Below are 17,215 nucleotides of genomic sequence, written 5' to 3' on the forward strand. Positions count from 1 at the left end.
TTCCCTACCCCACGCTCTCCCTTTGTTTTAACTTTCTGGTGTGGCGTGTCGCGGCACAATCGCGCAGCGACACGCTGGGTGAAGTCGCCAACACGCTCGTGTTCAACAACACGAATCTGTCTGGAGAAATGGCGTAGATAACGGTGGAACCGTCTCCGAGCAGATAACGGCCTGCTGTCGCTGCTGGTGTGGTGGAGTTGGCGTTGGGGTCATTCAACGCGTAGGTCGTCGGCGTGGAGGTGGTGAGCTGGAGTACGTTCAGCGTGCCCACACCAACGTTGGCGTAGAGGGTTGAGGTCGCGTTGCCTGCGCCGTCCGCGGTGAAGTAGCCGGACGTCGTGATGCTGGCAAGCGAGCTGGCCGGGATGGTTGAGTCGACATAGGTGCCGTCGAGGGTGGCCAGACTGAACGGAGCGCCAGTCTGCTGTTCGATATGGCCGAGGCCGGCATAGCTGCTCTCAAGGAAGTAGCCGGTGCCCGGGCTGGTGAGGTAGACGATACGCGGATCAGGCGCACCGGTAGGTAGGCCAAGCAGGCCGAGCAGTGTGCTGATCAGACTCGACGGGGCAGGATAGTTCAGCTCCGCGCGTCCGTTGCTCGTCACCTGGCAGGTTGCGGTTCCTGTTGTACTGCTGTCGCCCAGCAGCGCCTCAAGCAGTGTGTTGCCGTTGGCGAGGCCGGTGAGGCTATCGATCAGGCCGGTGAGACCGGTGGTATCGACGTTGGTAGTGTTGCAGTTGCCCGCGCCGTCACCGTCTGCGCGGAAGATGGTTGCGCTGGAGAAGTCCAGCACGCTCTGCAGTGTTACGCCGAGCAGGCCAGGATTGGTCTGAGCATTTTCGTACCCGATGAAGGGTCCGCTCAGGGCTGTGTTGTCGAAGCTGGTCGAATCCTGCAGCTGCGCAGTGCCGGCCAGCAGGACAAAGCTGGAGTGAACGTCGGTCGACATCACAAACGCCTCGTCTGCGTTCACGACATAGACCGCGTAGTCGGTTGGGTATACACCACTGGAGATGGCGGAGTTGGTGAGCGACAGAGCAAGCCGTCCATTCTGATCGGCCGTTTCATAGCTGCCGGTCAGGCTTGCGGTGGGGTAGTTGGTGCTTGCGATATTTGTGTCGGCCTCGCCGCTGGTAAGCGATCCGCTGCCGTCCGTGGTGAACTGGCCCACTGAGACCACCGGACCCGAAAGGATACCGAGGGTGCAGGAGACCAGGCATGGAGTGTCGCCCTGGAGACCGAAGGCATAGCTGCCATTCAGGCCCGCAGAGAAGGTCGAGGTGGTCTGCTGCAGGAGCGTACCGCTGCCCTTGGTGCCGACTAGTTCGTTGTCGTCGTACTCAATCAGGCTGCCTTCCGTGGCGACCGTTGCCGGCGACACAGGAGCCTTGAGCGAGATGGCATAGGTTGAGGTCTGATCCGTCGTACCGTCGGCGTTCAGAGTCGTAATGGTGATGAATCCCGTGCTGTTGGAATTCACGATGTAGGTACCGACAAAGGTCTGCGTCGTCACCGTGTTGCCGGTCGAAGCGGTTGAGGATTGATGGTTGGCATCCAGCTCGCCGGCAGAGAGAACACCGGCGCCGTTCGAGGTAAAGCTGCCGACGGCTGCTGTCTGATAGGCGAGGACGCCGGCCACGACGTCGTCATATCCCTGGAAGAGATAGGCGTAGGGACCGGTAAGCTCCGTGTCGTACGGGGAAGACTGGTACGTCACCAGGAGGATGAGGTTATCGGTGGCCGTAGCCGAGGTGCTGTCGGTTACGGTTACGGTGAAGCTGCTCGCGCCAGTGGCCGTGGGCGTGCCACTCAGAACGCCGTTCGAGGCGAGCGTGATGCCTGCAGGCAGCGTGCCCGCGGTCACCGCATAGGTGTAGGGGCCGGTACCGCCAGTCGCCTGAAGCGTATACGAGTAGGCGGTGTTGACGATCGCGTTCGGCAGCGTAGCCGAGAGACTCAGCGGCGCTGCGCCGATCGTAATCGTCGCCGTGGCCGTGCCCGTCTTCGCCGGACTGCTCGAATCCGTCACCGTCACGATTACAGAACTGGTTACAGGGGTTGTGGGTGTACCTGTCACTGAGCAGCCGCTCAGCGAAAGGCCTGCAGGAAGCGTGCCGCCGGTGATGGCGCAGGTGTAAGGCGCAGTGCCGCCGGTCGCGGTGATGGTGCCGGTATAAGCCGTGCCCACCGTGCCGGTCGGGAAGCTGGTGGTGACCGTAAGGGTCCCCGCCGAGCTGATCACGATCGTCGCCGTCGCCGTGCCTGTCTTCGCCGGACTGCTCGAATCTGTCACAGTGATGGTTACAGCCGAGCTGCCCGCTGTCGTGGGTGTACCCGTCACCGAGCAGCCGCTCAGCGTGAGGCCCGCAGGCAGAGTGCCCGTAGTGACGCTGCAGGTATAAGGCGCGGTGCCGCCGGTGGCGGTAACGGTGCCGGTGTACGACGTGCCGACCGTGCCAGCCGGGAAGCTGCTTGTGACCGTGAGACTGGCTGCGGAGCTGATCACGATTGTCGCCGTCGCGGTACCAGTCTTCGCCGGACTGCTCGAATCTGTCACCGTCACGGTTATGGCCGAGCTGCCGGCAGTGGTGGGAGTACCCGTCACCGAGCAGCCGCTCAGCGCAAGGCCTGCAGGAAGCGTGCCGCTGGTGACTGCGCAGGTATAAGGTGCGGTGCCACCGGTCGCGGTAACTGTACCGGTGTAAGCCGTGCCCACCGTGCCCGCCGGGAAGCTGCTCGTGACCGTAAGGCTAGCCGCGGAGCTGATCACGATCGTCGCCGTCGCCGTGCCTGTCTTCGCCGGACTGCTCGAATCTGTCACAGTGATGGTTACAGCCGAGCTGCCTACAGCGGTGGGAGTGCCCGTCACCGAGCAGCCGCTCAGCGTAAGGCCTGCAGGAAGTGTGCCGCTGGTGACCGCGCAGGTGTAGGGCGCGGTGCCACCGGTCGCGGTAACTGTACCGCTGTAAGCCGTGCCTACGGTGCCCGCCGGGAAGCTGCTCGTGACCGTGAGGTTAGCCGCGGAGCTGATCACGATCGTCGCCGTCGCCGTGCCTGTCTTCGCCGGGCTGCTCGAATCTGTCACCGTCACAGTGACAGTTGAGCTGCCGGCAGCGGTTGGGGTGCCTGTCACGGAGCAGCCGCTCAGCGTAAGGCCTGCAGGAAGCGTGCCGTTGGTGACCGCGCAGGTATAAGGTGCGGTGCCACCGGTCGCGGTAACTGTACCGGTGTAAGCCGTGCCTACCGTACCCTCCGGGAAGGTGCTGGTGACCGTGAGGCTGGCCGCGGAGCTGATCACGATCGTCGTCGTGGCCGTGCCAGTCTTCGCCGGGCTGCTCGAATCTGTCACCGTGATGGTTACAGCCGAGCTGCCTGCGGTGGTGGGCGTGCCTGTCACGGAGCAGCCGCTCAGCGTAAGACCCGCAGGAAGCGTGCCGCTGGTGACTGCGCAGGTATAGGGCGCAGTGCCGCCAGTTGCGGTGATCGTGCCGGTGTAAGTCGTGCCTACCGTGCCTGCCGGCAGGTTTGTCGTCACCGTCAGCGCAGCTGCGGCATTGATGGTGATCGAAGCCGAAGCTGTCGCCGTCGCGCCAGTGGAATCCTCCACCTGCACCACGAACGTCGAAGTGCCCGCCGCAGTCGGCGTGCCGGAGATAACACCCGTCGAAGAAGAAATCGCGAGGCCCGCAGGCAGCGTGCCCGATGCGATGCTCCAGGTATAAGGCGTTACGCCGCCCGTCGCCGTCAGCGATGTCGAGTACGCTGTTCCGACTGTGCCTGTTGGCTGTACGCCACCCGTCAGCGAGAGCGCTGTCGTGGACGTTCCGGAAGAGGTGATGGTGATGCTCTCATTGACCGTCGCGGTATAGGGAGTCACGCTCTGGTCGACGACCTGCACCACAAAGGAGGAAGTGCCCGCCGTAGTCGGCGTGCCGGAGATCACTCCCGTGCTTGCATCGAATGTCAATCCGTCGGGCAGTGTTCCGCTCGAGAGGCTCATCGTCAGCGTGCCCGTGCCGCCGCTCGGCGTAAGCGTCGCCGAATACGCGGTGCCGACCGTGCCTGCCGGCAGTGAGCCGGTAATCGTCGGATCGGGGTTCACGGTAATGCTCACTGTCTTGGAATTCGTCGTACCGGTGATGGCCGAAGTCAGCGTCACCTGCAACTGCGAAGTGATGCCCGAAGGCGCGGTGTAAGTAACATCGGCCCCGGTCGCAGCGGAGAGCGTGCCGCACGTGCTGCCGCTGCAGCTGCTTCCTGCGAGGCTCCAGGCCGGTGTCGCCTCGCTACCCGAGAGGCTGGCTGTGATGCCCACCTGCTGCCCCGCATCCAGCGTTACCGACGAAGCGGAGAGCCCGGTGATGCCGGCGCCGGCATAGCCGCTCGTGCCGCAGCCGGAGAGAAACGCGGTAAGGGTGATCGCCAGCACCAGGGCAACGATGCCGACAAAGTTCCATGCAGCATCCCGTGGGGACGCAGTGCGACTTGGGGTCGTGCTCGCATATCTTCTGAGCAACGGCGGGAGAGTTTGAGGCTTAAGCATCGGGATATAGCTCCTTGGCTGGTCACAGGCACACGGCGCCGCGGGCGGCTGAGAGCCGCATTTTGGTAGCCGAAATATTCATGCGAAGAGTTCGCTGACAAAAGGCCGAACGAGATACCCGTTCAGCGAGTACTGCAGAGGGGGGAGGACGACCAGTACCTATCGGACTGGTTACTTATGTCCAGCCCATAGTATGTCCGTTAGGGACCTTTACAACACCACGCCAAGAGAAATTTCCGCGATTCAACATCACCAATGACATCACCCTGCAAGCGGAAGCGAATTTACACGGGAAAGATAGAAATACTCGCGCTTATGCTTGCCTCAGAGGCAACCACATAGCTCACGGCATAACATGTGGAAATAAATGGAAGGCACCGGAGATATCTCATCCTTCCGGCCGAAGCGCAAACTATAACTATGGAGAGATAACAAATATCAATGCGCAGGGGGCAGGAAATATGGGTTCAATGCCATAAAACACGGATTTCATGCGAAAGGCGACATCCTTCGCACACCATCCATCCCACAAGCATGGAAGATACTATTTAGCGCAGAGACTAAAGCCTCACAGCTTACACAGAATCATCATCGAGAGCTGATTACCATCTCCTGCCCCGCAGTCATGCGAGTCCAGCAGAGGATAACTTCAGCCAACCTCCCGCACGATTGCGGAGGAAACGTCGAAAAATGATCAGGAGTTAGAAATGGCTGAGGAGTACAAACGTCTACGTTGCTTTCCGCTCCGCTTATCCCCGACCATGCGTCAGCAAGCAGTGGAACTGGCAGAACGCGAAGGAATTTCACTCAATCACTTCATCACCCTCGCCCTGGCTGAAAAAATTACCCGGCTGGAGAGAGTCCAGTTGCAGGCCGATCCAGCACAGCCTCACCCTCGGGAACGGCGCACAGGAACCAGCGACCAGCCGTCGGAGATTTAGCAACGAATGTCAGGAATCAGGAAAGGGTGAACCCAGCGGGGAGCAGGCCCAAAGGCAGGCTCCCCGGCAAACTGGCGCGACCAGACACGTTGCCACATCGAGACCGGGATCATCTCCGTCAGAATCGTCTCCCCCAGATCCTGGACATTCTCTCGCCAACACAGAATGAGGCTCGAGGGAACAGCGTCAGAGGTGCCATCCGACTCGTGCAAGCGATAGGTCGAGAGCGAGAAGTAGCGGCAGCTCTTACGGTTATCCCGCTATTGCCTCATCGGTAAACATTTTCCTGTTACAAAAATGTGCTGGATTTCCTGTCCATGGTGACGTTACCATGGCCATCAGTCGCACCCACGACACCTGCACAACTGGAAGGTCGGACACATCGTTCCTCTGGAACGATACAGGAAACGTGTGTCTGGTCATACGGCGAAGCTACCGGGCTATCCGGCGGCCATGCCCTTGCTTGCTTTTCACTCACGGAGGCAATCGATTTGATGAACCGCGCCCTTATATCGCGATTCAAATTGCACATTCATCCCGGGCTAAAGGCCTTCGGGATTTTTCTTCTTTTTCTAGCCACTCTCCTTCCCCTTCAGGCCCAGGACTATCGCGGCACCATCGCCGGACAGGTCACCGATCAGTCCGGAGCTGTGATTCCCAAGGCCATCATCACCGCAGTCGGTCCGCAACAGACCTACCACGTCATCTCCCAGGGAGATGGCAACTTTAATATCCCTTTCGTCGAGCTTGGCAACTATGCGGTATCCGCTGAGGCCCCCGGCTTCGGCAAGGTGACCAAGGACAACATCCAGATCGACGTCACCTCGAAGGTCAATCTGAACTTCTCGCTCAAGCCGGGCGCCGCGCCGGAGACGGTGACCGTCTCCTCGAACGCCGTCGGCCTAAATACGGAAGACGCCTCGGGCGGCACTGTCATGGATCCGGAAAAGATCCAGAACCTGCCCCTCAACGGCCGCCAGGTCTACATGCTGCTCAGCCTCACGCCGGGCACCAAATTCACTACCACCACCTTCGGCCCCAGCGGTAACTCGGGCACCCGCGGATGGGACGAGTCGAACGCCTACTCCATCAATGGCCAGTCGGGGAACTACAACCAGTTCACGCTGAATGGCGCCCCGGTTTCCACCCAGGGCGGCGGCGGCGCAGGCACCTGGAACATCGCTCCCAACGTCGATGCGGTGGAAGAGTTCAAGGTGATGACCAACACCTACGACGCGCAGTATGGCCGCGTGGGCGGCGGCACCGTAAACACCGCTCTCAAGAGCGGCGGCGACCACTTCCACGGCACTCTCTTCGAGTTCTGGCGCAACTCCGTCCTGGAGGCCAACTACTGGCAGTACAGCCAGCAGGGCGAATCGCGTCCCTTCCACAACCAGAACCAGTTCGGCGGCACCTTCGGCGGCCCACTCTATCGCGGCAAAGCCTACTTCTTCGGCAGCTTCGAAGGCTGGCGTGAAGTGCTGCCTGCCCCGGTCACCGTGACCACCCTGACCAGCGACATGTTTCCGGATACGAGCGGCAGCATCAACCTGAATGGCTACATCCAGGCCATGAACCTGAACGGCATCTACGATCCGCTGACCACCACCTGCTCGCAGTATGACTCGCAGGGTGGTTGCGAAACGTACAGCCGTCAGCAGTTCGCCGGAAACATCATCCCCGCTAATCGCATCAGCCCCATCGGCCTGGCCATCATGAAGGTCTTCCCCTCGGCCAACCGCAGCGGCTACACCAACAACTATGTCAGTGCGGATCCGGGCCGCTACCAGTACAACCAGCCGATCGGCCGTATCGACTACAACTTCTCCGACCGCACCCGCATGTACGGCATGTTCGCCTGGTGGTCCGGCACGGAATACCGCAATGGCTCAGGCCTGCCCGGCGCAGCCGCGCAGGGCGACATCAACAACTATCGCTCCAGCCTTACCCAGGTCATCGACGTCACGCACACCTTCAGCCCCACGCTGGTGTGGGATACGCGCGTCTCTTTCAACCGCGCCTACAGCGTCGATCCTGACGGCACCGTCGCCGCCGGTCTCGACTCGCTGACGGCCGCGGACCTGGGCCTGAACATGCCCTCCATCCCGACCACGACGCACAAGTATGCGCCGGAAATCGACATGGATGACTGCTGCATTGCCAACGTCATCGGCAATGAAGCCAACCCCACCGTGTTCGAGACCTACTCGCTGTCGTCGTCACTCACGCACACCCTGGGCAAGCACAACCTGCACTACGGTGTGGACCTGATGCTCTTCCATGACATCCCCACCGGCATCGGTCAGCCCAATGGCGTGTTCTCCTTCGGAGCCGGCTTCACCCAGCAGAATCCGAAGCAGAGCAACAGCGACGGCGCAGCCATCGCCGACCTCATCCTCGGTTACCCGGAGAGCGGCTCCGTGCAGGACTACGAGAGCGTCTACGAGGCCTACAACGACGAAGCGGCTTACATCCAGGACGACTGGAAGGTGAAGCCCCACCTCACCCTCAACCTCGGTCTTCGCTTCGAGCGGGAAACCTCGCCCCGCGAGCGCAACGACCGCCTCAATGCCGGCTTTTGCCTCACCTGCGTCAACCCGGTCGGCAGCGAGATTAACGGCAGCGGCATCGTGCTCCCCAACGGCGAAGCCTTCCCCTCCACTATCTACGGCGGCCCGCAGTTTGCCAGCAGCAAGCTGAGCGCCTATAGCAACCAGTTCGGCGAGTTCGAGCCCAAGTTCGGCTTCTCCTATGCGCTGAGCCCCAACCTCGTCATGCGCGGCGGCTACGGCCTTGGCCAGTCGCTCGGCATCGAGCTGGGCGCGGAATCCACCTGGGAAGAGACCACCGGCTTTACCGAATCGCTCGACAACGACCTCACCCCGTCGGGCTACTTCAACTCCGGCACTCCCTATCCGAATGGCTATGTGGTTCCGGAAGGCAACAGCCTCGGTCTCTCCACCGGCCTCGGCACCGGCATGACCTACGATCAGCGCGACCGCAAGGTGCCGATCGTCGAACAGTACTCCTTCGGCTTCCAGGGTTCTGCCCCGTTGCAGAGCGTCTGGGATCTGGAGTACGTCGGCGCTCACACCTATCATCTGCGCGCGGGCCGCTACATGGACAGCATCTCGGAGTCGGACTTCGACAAGGGGCATGCCGACCACGCGTACCTCGATACCGAGATCAACAACCCCTACTATGGCGTGCTCGATCCCTCGACCAGCGTAGGTTCCACCTCGCAGCGTATTGCAAGAGACTTCATCGCTCCGTTCTCGGAATACGCCTATCTCTATGACTATGCCGTGCCCCAGGGCTACACACTCTATGACTCGCTGATCGCGAAGCTTGAAAAGCGCTTCACCGACGGCCCGTCGCTCACCCGCGGCCTCAGCATCCTGGCCTCGTTCACCTGGTCGAAGACCGAAACCGCAACTGGCCGCCTGAACAACAGCGCCAAGAGTTTGGTCGACGACAAGCCGTACAAGGCCATCGACAGCACCGACCGCCCCTGGCAGTTCGCCTTCAGCGGTCTCTACAACCTGCCCATCGGACGCGGCGGAGCCATCTTCACCGATGCCAACCGCTACGTACAGGAGGCCATCGGTGGCTGGCAGCTGGACTGGATCTTCCAGAATGCCGGCGGTACTCCGGTCGGCTTCCCTAACACCAGCGCCTTCAGCTGCGGCAACTACAACATCGTCGAGCAGCACCGCAGCTACAAGAGCTACATCAACAACACGCAATCCAGCTGCTTCAGCAGCTTCCCCGAATACACCAAGATCACCGAGCTGCCTCGCACCACGGCTGTGCGCGCTCCTTACGCGCAGCAGACGCAGCTGGGCCTTGAGAAGAAGTTCCCGATCTATCGGGACTACACGCTGCAGTTCAAGGCCGAGGCCTTCAACGCAACCAACACGCCGATCTTCGGTGGCCCTTCGACCAGCAGCCCGAACACCGCCGTCACGCGTAACACCAGCGTGGCCAACCCGAACCAGCCTGGCGCGTGGTCCGGTTACGGCACCATCGGCAGCACGGAACAGAACTTCCCGCGCCAGATCCAGCTTTCGCTGAAGTTGCTGTTCTAACCCACGTTGGAGCAGGCATCTAGCTCGGTAACCGATGCCGGGCCAGATGCTCTCCATACCGCTTTTGCCTTTTGGCAAACTCCACCCGCCTGAGCCACGTGTCTCAGGCGGGATTTTTTTGGAAATGCGTTTCGCCTAGCCTGAATCCCTCTTGAAAAGCTGCTTTCCGCTTGCGCTGCCCGCCTCATGCATCAAGGCGGATATCGCCGAGATCCAACTTCGCGATGCCGATCACTCCGACTGGCAGCCTTAGACCTCGCTAACTCCCTCCATGGAACGGAACGCCCAGATCTTTTGTCCGATAGAGTTCTTTCATCGCGGAGTTGTGAATGATGGGATGTCTCCGAAATGTCTTCTCCTCCAAAGACTCTGCGATCATGGCGTCGGCAAGCTCTCCGACGCTCACAACGATCGGGGCGAGCAGGAAGCGCAGCACACGATTGGCATCATCGGGCAGGATGCCGCCTGGCCGAAAGCAATGAACGCTGAAGTTCGCGTTGTCCTCCTGAAGCGCGAGCAAATCCTTTTCGGTTCGCCCTTTCAGGTGGCGAGTCGCTCTCTCCCACGGCAGCCGTGCGCTCTCCGCCTGATCCGCGCCCATGCCACTGAGATAACAAAACGTGAAAGGATGCTTCACTCGCTCGGCAATACCCCGTGCCATCGCTAACGTGAATGTGTAGGTGACGCTTGCGAGAGCATCGCGGTCTGCCAGATCGGATTCCTTGGCGCCAAGCGTCCAGATGCAGGCTTGAGAATTGGCCAGTTCATCCAAAAGAGCGTCGTCATAGACCGCGAAATCTTCATGAAGAATCGGATTGACCTTTGGCGAATCAGCAGGAAACAACTTGCGTGTTAAACAGATGATTTTGCTGACTCGCCGGTCGGCTACGAGATGTTGCAGAGTGCATGCCCCGACGAATCCGGTGGCGCCGGTCAGAATGATCTTCAAACTCCTCCGCCCTCACGTGGCAGATGCCACACTTAAAAGTAAAGTCACTTACTTTTTATAGTCAAGCGACTTTCTAATGAAGACGTGCCGCATGAATGTCACAATAGAGGGACTATAAAGAGAAGTTAAGAACCAGAAGGTTTATAGATCGTGGCCGATTTGCCAATAAAGTCCAAAGAACCGCTATCACTTCGCGACCGGAAAAAAGAGCTGACACGCGCCGCAATACGCGATTGCGCCGAGAAACTCTTTGAACAACACGGCTACGACAACGTAACTGTCGCCGAGATTGCGGATGCGGCAAATATCTCCGTGAAGACGCTCTTCACGTACATTCGCTCCAAAGAGGACCTGCTCTTTCAGGACACCTCTCTGATCGATACGGTAGCTGCATCGCTTCATGCTCGCGCGGCTGGCCTTTCACCTGCGTACTGCGTAGCAGAGACCCTGATCCGACTCACGCGCCAGAAAGGATCGGTCCTACATAGGCTCACAGACTTTCAGCGAGGCTACGGCAAGAGTGACGTGCTGCATTCCCGTCTCTTACGTCTCTGGGACGAATACGAAGAAATCCTCGCAGGGGTCCTCGCAGCGGAGCGCCGGTCAGCACGCCCCGATGCCGCCACTCGACTCGAAGCCGCACAACTGGTGACACTCATCCGTTCCACCACCTGGGCTGAGGTTCATCGGCTTGCCACGAGCGGCTCGAACCCCGACGCAAGATTTAGAAAATGGCTGCGCAATGCGGCAGAACAGCTCTCCGGCGAAAGAGCCTCGAGCGGAACGCGACAGCTACGCAAAATCCCAAGGCAAGAATGAAGAGTTGAGCGATGCGCTCGATGGAAGAGGTTAGATGGTCGGGGCGGAGGGATTCGAACCCCCGACCCTCTGCTCCCAAAGCAGATGCGCTACCAGACTGCGCTACGCCCCGACTTGGCGCTCCCGGCTCTCGCTGCTGCAAAAGCCCCCGCGCACAAACCAGATTGTACCGCAGTATGCGGCCGCATCACCGGTATCTCAGTGTCCGCGCACCAGTTGCACGATCAGCCACCACACCAGCAGTCCCGGCAGCGTGAAGACCACCGACAGCGCCAGCAGGATCGCGCCGAGGAAGATCGCGTCTTTCCACGTGTGCCGGTGCGGCTCGGCGATATGCCGGGTCAGCAGCGCATAGTTCCGCCGGTTCGCCTTCCACGCGATATCGAAGGCGTCGCCCAGCAGCGGAATCGCGCCGATCAGCACGTCGATGCCGAGGTTCGCCACCATTCGCGCCAGCGTCACGTAGGGCACGCCGCGGAACCAGGCCGCCACCACGATCACGCACGAGGCCAGTCCGGCCAGGATGTCGCCCACGCCCGGCACCAGCCCGATGATGCCATCGATGCCAAAGCGAATCGACGTCCCCGGAATCCGGAACCAGTCATCCAGCACGTGCGACAGCAGGTCCAGATTCTCGTCGTCGAAGATCCGGCGCCCCAGCCGGGTTCGTCCGCGCAGTGGCGGCAGAATTTCCGGCATTTTTGCGGTTCCCTGCGGCATATTCCGGGCCATCTCACTCATAAGATGCACACTTCTTCCACAGGGTGCTCCCACAGACCCGGTGCCGATGCTACAATCGAAAAAGCGTCACGGCGGCTATAGTTCAGTGGCAGAACACCGGTTTGTGGCACCGGGTGTCGTGGGTTCGATCCCCACTAGCCGCCCCAGTATCAACCAGATACAGGATCCGCGCTCTTCAGCCTGACGCTAACACCATTCCAGTGAAATCCTCAGCCAAGCCCGGGAAGTCCGCGACCTCTGCCGCAGACTCTGCCAGGGATCATCTCTTCGTCGGCTGCTCCGGATGGGCCTACGCCTCCTGGAAACCCGGCTTCTATCCCGCAGGCGTCCCGGCAAAGAAATTTCTGAACTACTACGCCTCGCGGCTCAACTCCGTAGAGGTGAACTACACCTTCCGCGCCTTGCCGACCGAGAAGATGATCGCCGGCTGGCTTGAAGCGACGGCCCCGCATGAGGATGCGGACTCCGCAGCTTCCACGCTGTTCGCGATGCCGGATCGTCCGGAATTCCGCTTCTCCTTCAAGGCTCCGCAACGCATCACCCACATCCTGCGGCTCAGAAATGCTGCCGCCGATCTCGACGCCTTCGTGGCTTCGCTTGAACCGGTCCGCAAGGCAGGACGCCTCGGCGCACTGCTCTTCCAGCTCCCGCCCAACTTCAAGGCCGATCTTGACCGCCTCGCCGCCTTTCTCAAGGAATGCCCGCGCGGCTATCGCATTGCTTTCGAGTTTCGCCACGAGAGCTGGTTCGAGGAGCCGAACCTCTCCGCGCTCGAAACCCTGCTGCGCAGGCAGAAAGCCACGCTCTGCGTCGCGGAAAGCGACGAGCTGACCACGCCCGACCTTGCCACCGCAAACTTCGCCTGCTACCGCTTCCGGCGCTCCGCGTACGCACAAGCCGAGCTCGATGCCATCCGCGCGCGGCTGATCGAACGCGCCCGGCAACTCGATGGAGCGGGCGACGTCTATGCTTATTTCAGGCATGATGAAGAGCCCGACGGCGCCCTGCGCGCGGTCAGCGTACTCGAAGGAATCCGCACTGTATGAGCACGACCGCCGCTTACGGCACGCTTCAGGAAGAACTCGCAGAGGCCACATGGCTGCGCCCCTTCACGCCTCACCGGCGCCTGCGCAACGGCCATTTCCAGACCCTTGCTGGAAACTTCATCCCACGCCGTCCCGCATTGCCTGAGCCCGAAGAGCTGTTGATTGAAGTGGAAGGACCGGTGGAAGGCTACGGCCCCTCGCACATCCTCTGCCATTGCCACTGGCAGCCGGAAGAGGTGCGCCGCGATCGCCTCACGCTGATCATCGTGCATGGCCTCGAAGGCTCGTCGCGCTCGCAGTATGTGCTCGGCAACACGGAGCGCGCCCTCGCCGCCGGACACAATGTCATCCGCATGAACATGCGCAGCTGCGGCGGCACCGATCATCTCTGCCCCACCATCTATCACTCCGGCCGCTCTGAAGATGTAACCGCGCTGGTTACAAATCTCGTTGAGGCTCGGGGACTCAGGCGCATCGCGCTGCTCGGCTATTCGATGGGCGGCAATCTCATCCTGAAATACGCGGGCGAAGTCGCTTCCGCACCACCGCCGGAGTTCGTCGGCGTCATCGGCGTCTCTCCGCTGATGGACCTCGCCGCATCCTCCGACGCCTTGCACCGCCGCTCGAACTACATCTATATGCGGCATTTCCTGCGCAACATGCGCGGACGCCTGCACCGCAAGGCCGCGCTCTATCCGCGCATCTACGGCGGCACCGATATCGACGCCATCCGCACCATGCGTGACTTCGATGAGCACATCGTCGCGCGCTTCGGCGGCTTCGAGGGAGCGACGCACTACCACCACTCTGTCGCCAGCTCGCACTTCGCCTCGGACTTCCGCGTGCCCACGCTCATCATCCACTCCACCGACGACCCCTTCATCGTCATGCGCCCTGAGACCCGCGCCGCGCTACTCGCCAACCCGCACGTGCACCTCGCCGAGACCAGCCGCGGCGGCCATTGCGCCTTCCTCGCTGCGGGTGATCCAGCGCAGGGCCGCAAGGTCGAGTACTGGGCCGAAGACACGCTCCACGGCTGGCTCGCCAGGCTGCCCGGGAATCGCTCCCTGTGAGCGGCGCAGCAGCATGAATGTCGACTGGGACGCGCTCATCGGCCCCGACGAGCCGGTCATTGTGGCTCCCTGGGTGCCGCCGCAGGAAAACGAATCCGGGGAAGGCTTGGGGACAGGCTTTACGGACCTGCGCCTGCATCCCGAAGCAGCACACGCGCTGCCCGAGACCGTGGAGTATCCCGAGCTGGCCGAGGCCCTGCTCCTACTGAATCAGCCGGACTTGCCTACCTTCGTCTCGCCCACCTTCACTTCAAAGTGCGATGTATGGCCAATCGCGCCCGAGGACATCGATCCCTACGAGTTCGACGCCGAGCCCGACGAGATCGCCCACGGCATCGCCTGCTATATCGACATCATCCCTGCCGAGCCCGCCCGCCGCGCCGCCTTCGCCGAGATCGAGAACCTTGCCCGCGCCATCGTCCACGACCTGCGCCAGGAGCAAGCCTCGCCTGTCGGCCGTATCGAGCTCGTCCTGCGCCCGGCTGACATCGATGACACCCCCGGCTACGCCTTCACCCTATACGCTTCCGCCCTGGGCGCGACGCAATCCGAAGCCCGTAACCGCTGGAAAACCGTGCTCTTTGCCGCTGTTATGGCTACAATAAAATCGGCCGCCTCGTCATAAAGCTGACGGGAAGCGGCCTGGTAGCACACGCGCGAGTAGCTCAGCTGGATAGAGCATCTGCCTTCTAAGCAGAGGGTCGCAGGTTCGAGTCCTGCCTCGCGCACCATACCTCGCCGGCCACTCTCCATCCCACAAAAGTTCTCTTCCAGCTTGATCTGGATCAATTCCCACCGTTCTGTACCGCGGATAACATCCGTTTCCAGATACCGGAGGAACCGAACGTGCACGTCTTTCTGTGGTCCTTGGTTGCGGTCGGTGCAGCCTGCTTTGCCTTGGGAGTCGTCACGGCCGCCGTGATTGCTACCCGCGACGAAACCCTTCAGATGGATGGCTATGGGCAGGACTGGAGCCAGGATTGGAGCCAGGATTGGAGTCAGGACTGGAAGTCCCGCAAAGGCGCCACTGTCTCAGAGCCGGTCCCGGCAGAGACTGCCGGCCTCCGCGAAGTCCTCACCCGCGAACTCCAGCCCGCTTCGGACTCAACTCCGGTACGGCAGGGCCGCCCGCGTCACAGCCTGATCCGCGCCTAACCTCGCGTATCGCCGAGCCGCAGACCGCCCGGCGCTAGCAGACCCGCATCTCAAGAGCAGAGGTGTGGCCATGCATTCCGCAATGAACCCTCAATGGGCGCAGGAACCCGATCCGCAGAAGCCCGGCGATCTCGATCCCGCAGCCGACCAGCTGCCCGCTACCCGCCAGAACTGGCCCGGCCGCTCCGAGCCCGGACACATCCGCCGCATCGGCCCGGCCCGCCGCCCGGAAGATACGGCGGACAAGGCAAAGGAGCCTCGGCCCGAAGCTCCCTCCCGGTAATTACACGGCCTCGTCGAAGTTCGTGGACCGCGTCACGTGCTCCCACTTCTGGAATTCGGAGCGGAGCGCCTCCAGATCTTTCTGCACATACTCAAACGCATCAGGACCCAGCAGCAGATGCTGCGGTGGTTCCGGCGCAATCAGAAACTCCGCAATCACGCTGCCCGCCCTGGCTGGATCGCCTGGCTGGCGTCCGCTTCTCGCATGCCGAGCCTCACGAATGGGATTGAAGATCGCGTCATAGTCGGCAATGCTGCGCTCCGACCGGACCATCGAGCGCCCCGCCCAGTCGGTGCGGAACATGCCAGGCTCTACCGCCGTCACGTAGATCCCAAGAGGCCGGACTTCCTTCGCCAACGACGACGAGATGCCCTCGAGCGCGAACTTGCTGCCGTGATAGTAGGACAGGCCCGGCATCGTCATCAGGCCACCCATCGAAGTCACGTTGAGAATGCGCCCTTCGCGGCGCGCACGCATGTGCGGCAGAACGGCCTTGATCATCGCCACGGCGCCGAAGACATTCACCTCGAACTGCTGTCGCAGCTCCTCCATCGAGCTCTCTTCCAGCGTTCCCTCGTGGCCGTATCCCGCATTGTTGATGAGCGCATAGACCGGACCGACACTCTGCTCGATCTCATTCACCGCGTCCACAAGATGCGCGGGATCGTCGGTGACGTCGAGAACGCGGGCAAAGGCCGCGCCTGGCTTGAGACGCTCGAACTCCTCCGCCGCCTCCTGTTTGCGCACGGTGCCGACTACGCGAAAACCCGCCTGCAGCAGGGCAACCGCAAATGCCTTGCCCAGGCCGCTGCTAACGCCGGTAACGATGATAACCTTGCTCATTTCAACGCTCATTTTCGCACCCCTTACGATACTCACGGTATCGAATATCACATATACGATACCGCGAGTATCATGAAAGATGCACTTTTCCGGCAGGAGGACGAAAATCATGGCAGCAGCGGGGCGAACAGGAACAGGAAGACCAAGGAGCCAGTCGGCTCACGATGCCATCCTGAAGGCCGCTCTTTCTCTGGTGACCCGGCGCGGCTTCCGGTTCGTCACCGTAAACGAGATTGCCGCAAAAGCGAATGTCGGGAAGATGACGATCTACCGGCACTGGCCCGACAAGGCAGCGCTGGTCATGGATTCCCTGCTCGAGCTGATCGGCAGCGAAACCGCCTTTCCTGAAGCAAGGAGCGCGCTCGAAAGCCTTCGCCTGCAGCTCGATCTGCAGGTTGCCTTCTTTCGCAGCTCCCGGGGAAACCTCATCCGCTCCCTCGTGGCGGAAGCGCAATCCGATCCGGAGCTTGCAACCGCCTTTCGCGACCGCTGGCTCGAACCGAGGCGCGAAGGCGTTCGCAAGATCATGCGGGCCGCCATCGCCGAGGGATCTCTGCGGAAAAACCTCAATATCGAGGCCGCAATCGATCTCCTCTACGGATCGCTCTACTATCGGCTCTTACTCGGGTCGGGCGTGCTCGACGAACACTTTGTGGATGACTGCTTCGCGCAGTTTCTGAAGGGACACGGAGATGTGAAACGAGATGTAAAAAAGCAGAAAGCCGGATAGGCGG

13 protein-coding genes and 3 tRNA genes are annotated in these 17,215 nt (G+C 61.2%); 11 read left to right on the top strand and 5 right to left on the bottom strand.

The window, feature by feature from the left end:
- Window positions 1-4 precede the first annotated feature (4 nt).
- The gene (locus QM649_RS07830; protein ID WP_415198471.1) at window positions 5-4,543 is read right to left on the bottom strand and encodes a beta strand repeat-containing protein; all 4,539 of its coding nucleotides are present in this window, start codon (window positions 4,541-4,543) and stop codon (window positions 5-7) included.
- Window positions 4,544-5,250: 707 nt separating this feature from the next.
- Here QM649_RS07830 and QM649_RS07835 point away from each other — a divergent pair.
- A complete protein-coding gene (locus tag QM649_RS07835) occupies window positions 5,251-5,484 on the top strand; it encodes a toxin-antitoxin system HicB family antitoxin (RefSeq protein WP_415198472.1) in 234 nt (77 codons plus the stop codon).
- Window positions 5,485-5,978: 494 nt separating this feature from the next.
- A complete protein-coding gene (locus QM649_RS07840) occupies window positions 5,979-9,572 on the top strand; it encodes a TonB-dependent receptor domain-containing protein (protein ID WP_415198473.1) in 3,594 nt (1,197 codons plus the stop codon).
- A gap of 259 nt (window positions 9,573-9,831) precedes the next feature.
- On the opposite strand, the gene QM649_RS07845 is transcribed toward QM649_RS07840, so the two are convergent.
- Window positions 9,832-10,521 (bottom strand): SDR family oxidoreductase, encoded by a 690-nt coding sequence (locus QM649_RS07845; protein WP_415198474.1) that lies wholly within the window; start codon window positions 10,519-10,521, stop codon window positions 9,832-9,834.
- 150 nt (window positions 10,522-10,671) lie between these two features.
- Between QM649_RS07845 and QM649_RS07850 the strand changes: the two genes are divergently transcribed.
- Complete coding sequence (locus QM649_RS07850; RefSeq protein WP_415198475.1) at window positions 10,672-11,340, top strand: TetR/AcrR family transcriptional regulator; 669 nt, start codon at window positions 10,672-10,674, stop codon at window positions 11,338-11,340.
- Between the two features lie 35 nt (window positions 11,341-11,375).
- Here QM649_RS07850 and QM649_RS07855 read toward each other — a convergent pair.
- Together QM649_RS07855 and QM649_RS07860 are read right to left on the bottom strand one after the other, a co-directional pair.
- A tRNA-Pro gene (locus tag QM649_RS07855) sits at window positions 11,376-11,452 on the bottom strand.
- 86 nt (window positions 11,453-11,538) lie between these two features.
- Window positions 11,539-12,081, bottom strand: coding sequence for a DUF4112 domain-containing protein (locus QM649_RS07860; RefSeq protein WP_415198476.1), 543 nt, complete (start codon window positions 12,079-12,081; stop codon window positions 11,539-11,541).
- 71 nt (window positions 12,082-12,152) lie between these two features.
- Here QM649_RS07860 and QM649_RS07865 point away from each other — a divergent pair.
- The 7 genes from QM649_RS07865 to QM649_RS07895 all read left to right on the top strand — a co-directional run bounded on the left by QM649_RS07865 (window position 12,153) and on the right by QM649_RS07895 (window position 15,638).
- Window positions 12,153-12,227: transfer RNA gene (locus QM649_RS07865), tRNA-His, on the top strand.
- A 54-nt stretch (window positions 12,228-12,281) separates the two neighbouring features.
- Window positions 12,282-13,127, top strand: a complete 846-nt coding sequence (locus QM649_RS07870) for a DUF72 domain-containing protein (protein WP_415198477.1) — start codon at window positions 12,282-12,284, stop codon at window positions 13,125-13,127.
- Window positions 13,124-14,200: a YheT family hydrolase gene (locus QM649_RS07875; RefSeq protein WP_415198478.1), complete on the top strand. Its 1,077-nt coding sequence runs from the start codon at window positions 13,124-13,126 to the stop codon at window positions 14,198-14,200. Before QM649_RS07870 ends, QM649_RS07875 begins: the two co-directional genes overlap by 4 nt.
- 13 nt (window positions 14,201-14,213) lie before the next feature.
- Complete coding sequence (locus QM649_RS07880; RefSeq protein ID WP_415198479.1) at window positions 14,214-14,825, top strand: hypothetical protein; 612 nt, start codon at window positions 14,214-14,216, stop codon at window positions 14,823-14,825.
- Window positions 14,826-14,854: 29 nt separating this feature from the next.
- Window positions 14,855-14,931: transfer RNA gene (locus tag QM649_RS07885), tRNA-Arg, on the top strand.
- Between the two features lie 115 nt (window positions 14,932-15,046).
- A complete protein-coding gene (locus QM649_RS07890) occupies window positions 15,047-15,355 on the top strand; it encodes a hypothetical protein (RefSeq protein ID WP_415198480.1) in 309 nt (102 codons plus the stop codon).
- Between the two features lie 70 nt (window positions 15,356-15,425).
- Entirely contained in the window at window positions 15,426-15,638 is a 213-nt protein-coding gene (locus QM649_RS07895) for a hypothetical protein (protein WP_415198481.1), read from the top strand.
- On the opposite strand, the gene QM649_RS07900 is transcribed toward QM649_RS07895, so the two are convergent.
- Complete coding sequence (locus tag QM649_RS07900; RefSeq protein WP_415198482.1) at window positions 15,639-16,481, bottom strand: oxidoreductase; 843 nt, start codon at window positions 16,479-16,481, stop codon at window positions 15,639-15,641.
- Between the two features lie 109 nt (window positions 16,482-16,590).
- Between QM649_RS07900 and QM649_RS07905 the strand changes: the two genes are divergently transcribed.
- Complete coding sequence (locus tag QM649_RS07905; RefSeq protein ID WP_415198483.1) at window positions 16,591-17,211, top strand: TetR/AcrR family transcriptional regulator; 621 nt, start codon at window positions 16,591-16,593, stop codon at window positions 17,209-17,211.
- Window positions 17,212-17,215 lie beyond the last annotated feature (4 nt).

It is taken from the genome of Silvibacterium sp., assembly GCF_047605705.1.
Taxonomy (GTDB): domain Bacteria; phylum Acidobacteriota; class Terriglobia; order Terriglobales; family Acidobacteriaceae; genus Silvibacterium.

Bases quoted from the DNA above. Each gene is read 5' to 3' on its own strand.
- QM649_RS07875 (WP_415198478.1), top strand. From the start codon at position 13,124: ATGAGCACGACCGCCGCTTACGGCACGCTTCAGGAAGAACTCGCAGAG.
- QM649_RS07840 (WP_415198473.1), top strand. From the start codon at position 5,979: ATGAACCGCGCCCTTATATCGCGATTCAAATTGCACATTCATCCCGGG.
- QM649_RS07900 (WP_415198482.1), bottom strand. From the start codon at position 16,481: ATGAGCAAGGTTATCATCGTTACCGGCGTTAGCAGCGGCCTGGGCAAG.
- QM649_RS07880 (WP_415198479.1), top strand. From the start codon at position 14,214: ATGAATGTCGACTGGGACGCGCTCATCGGCCCCGACGAGCCGGTCATT.
- QM649_RS07895 (WP_415198481.1), top strand. From the start codon at position 15,426: ATGCATTCCGCAATGAACCCTCAATGGGCGCAGGAACCCGATCCGCAG.
- QM649_RS07835 (WP_415198472.1), top strand. From the start codon at position 5,251: ATGGCTGAGGAGTACAAACGTCTACGTTGCTTTCCGCTCCGCTTATCC.
- QM649_RS07905 (WP_415198483.1), top strand. From the start codon at position 16,591: ATGGCAGCAGCGGGGCGAACAGGAACAGGAAGACCAAGGAGCCAGTCG.
- QM649_RS07830 (WP_415198471.1), bottom strand. From the start codon at position 4,543: ATGCTTAAGCCTCAAACTCTCCCGCCGTTGCTCAGAAGATATGCGAGC.
- QM649_RS07860 (WP_415198476.1), bottom strand. From the start codon at position 12,081: ATGAGTGAGATGGCCCGGAATATGCCGCAGGGAACCGCAAAAATGCCG.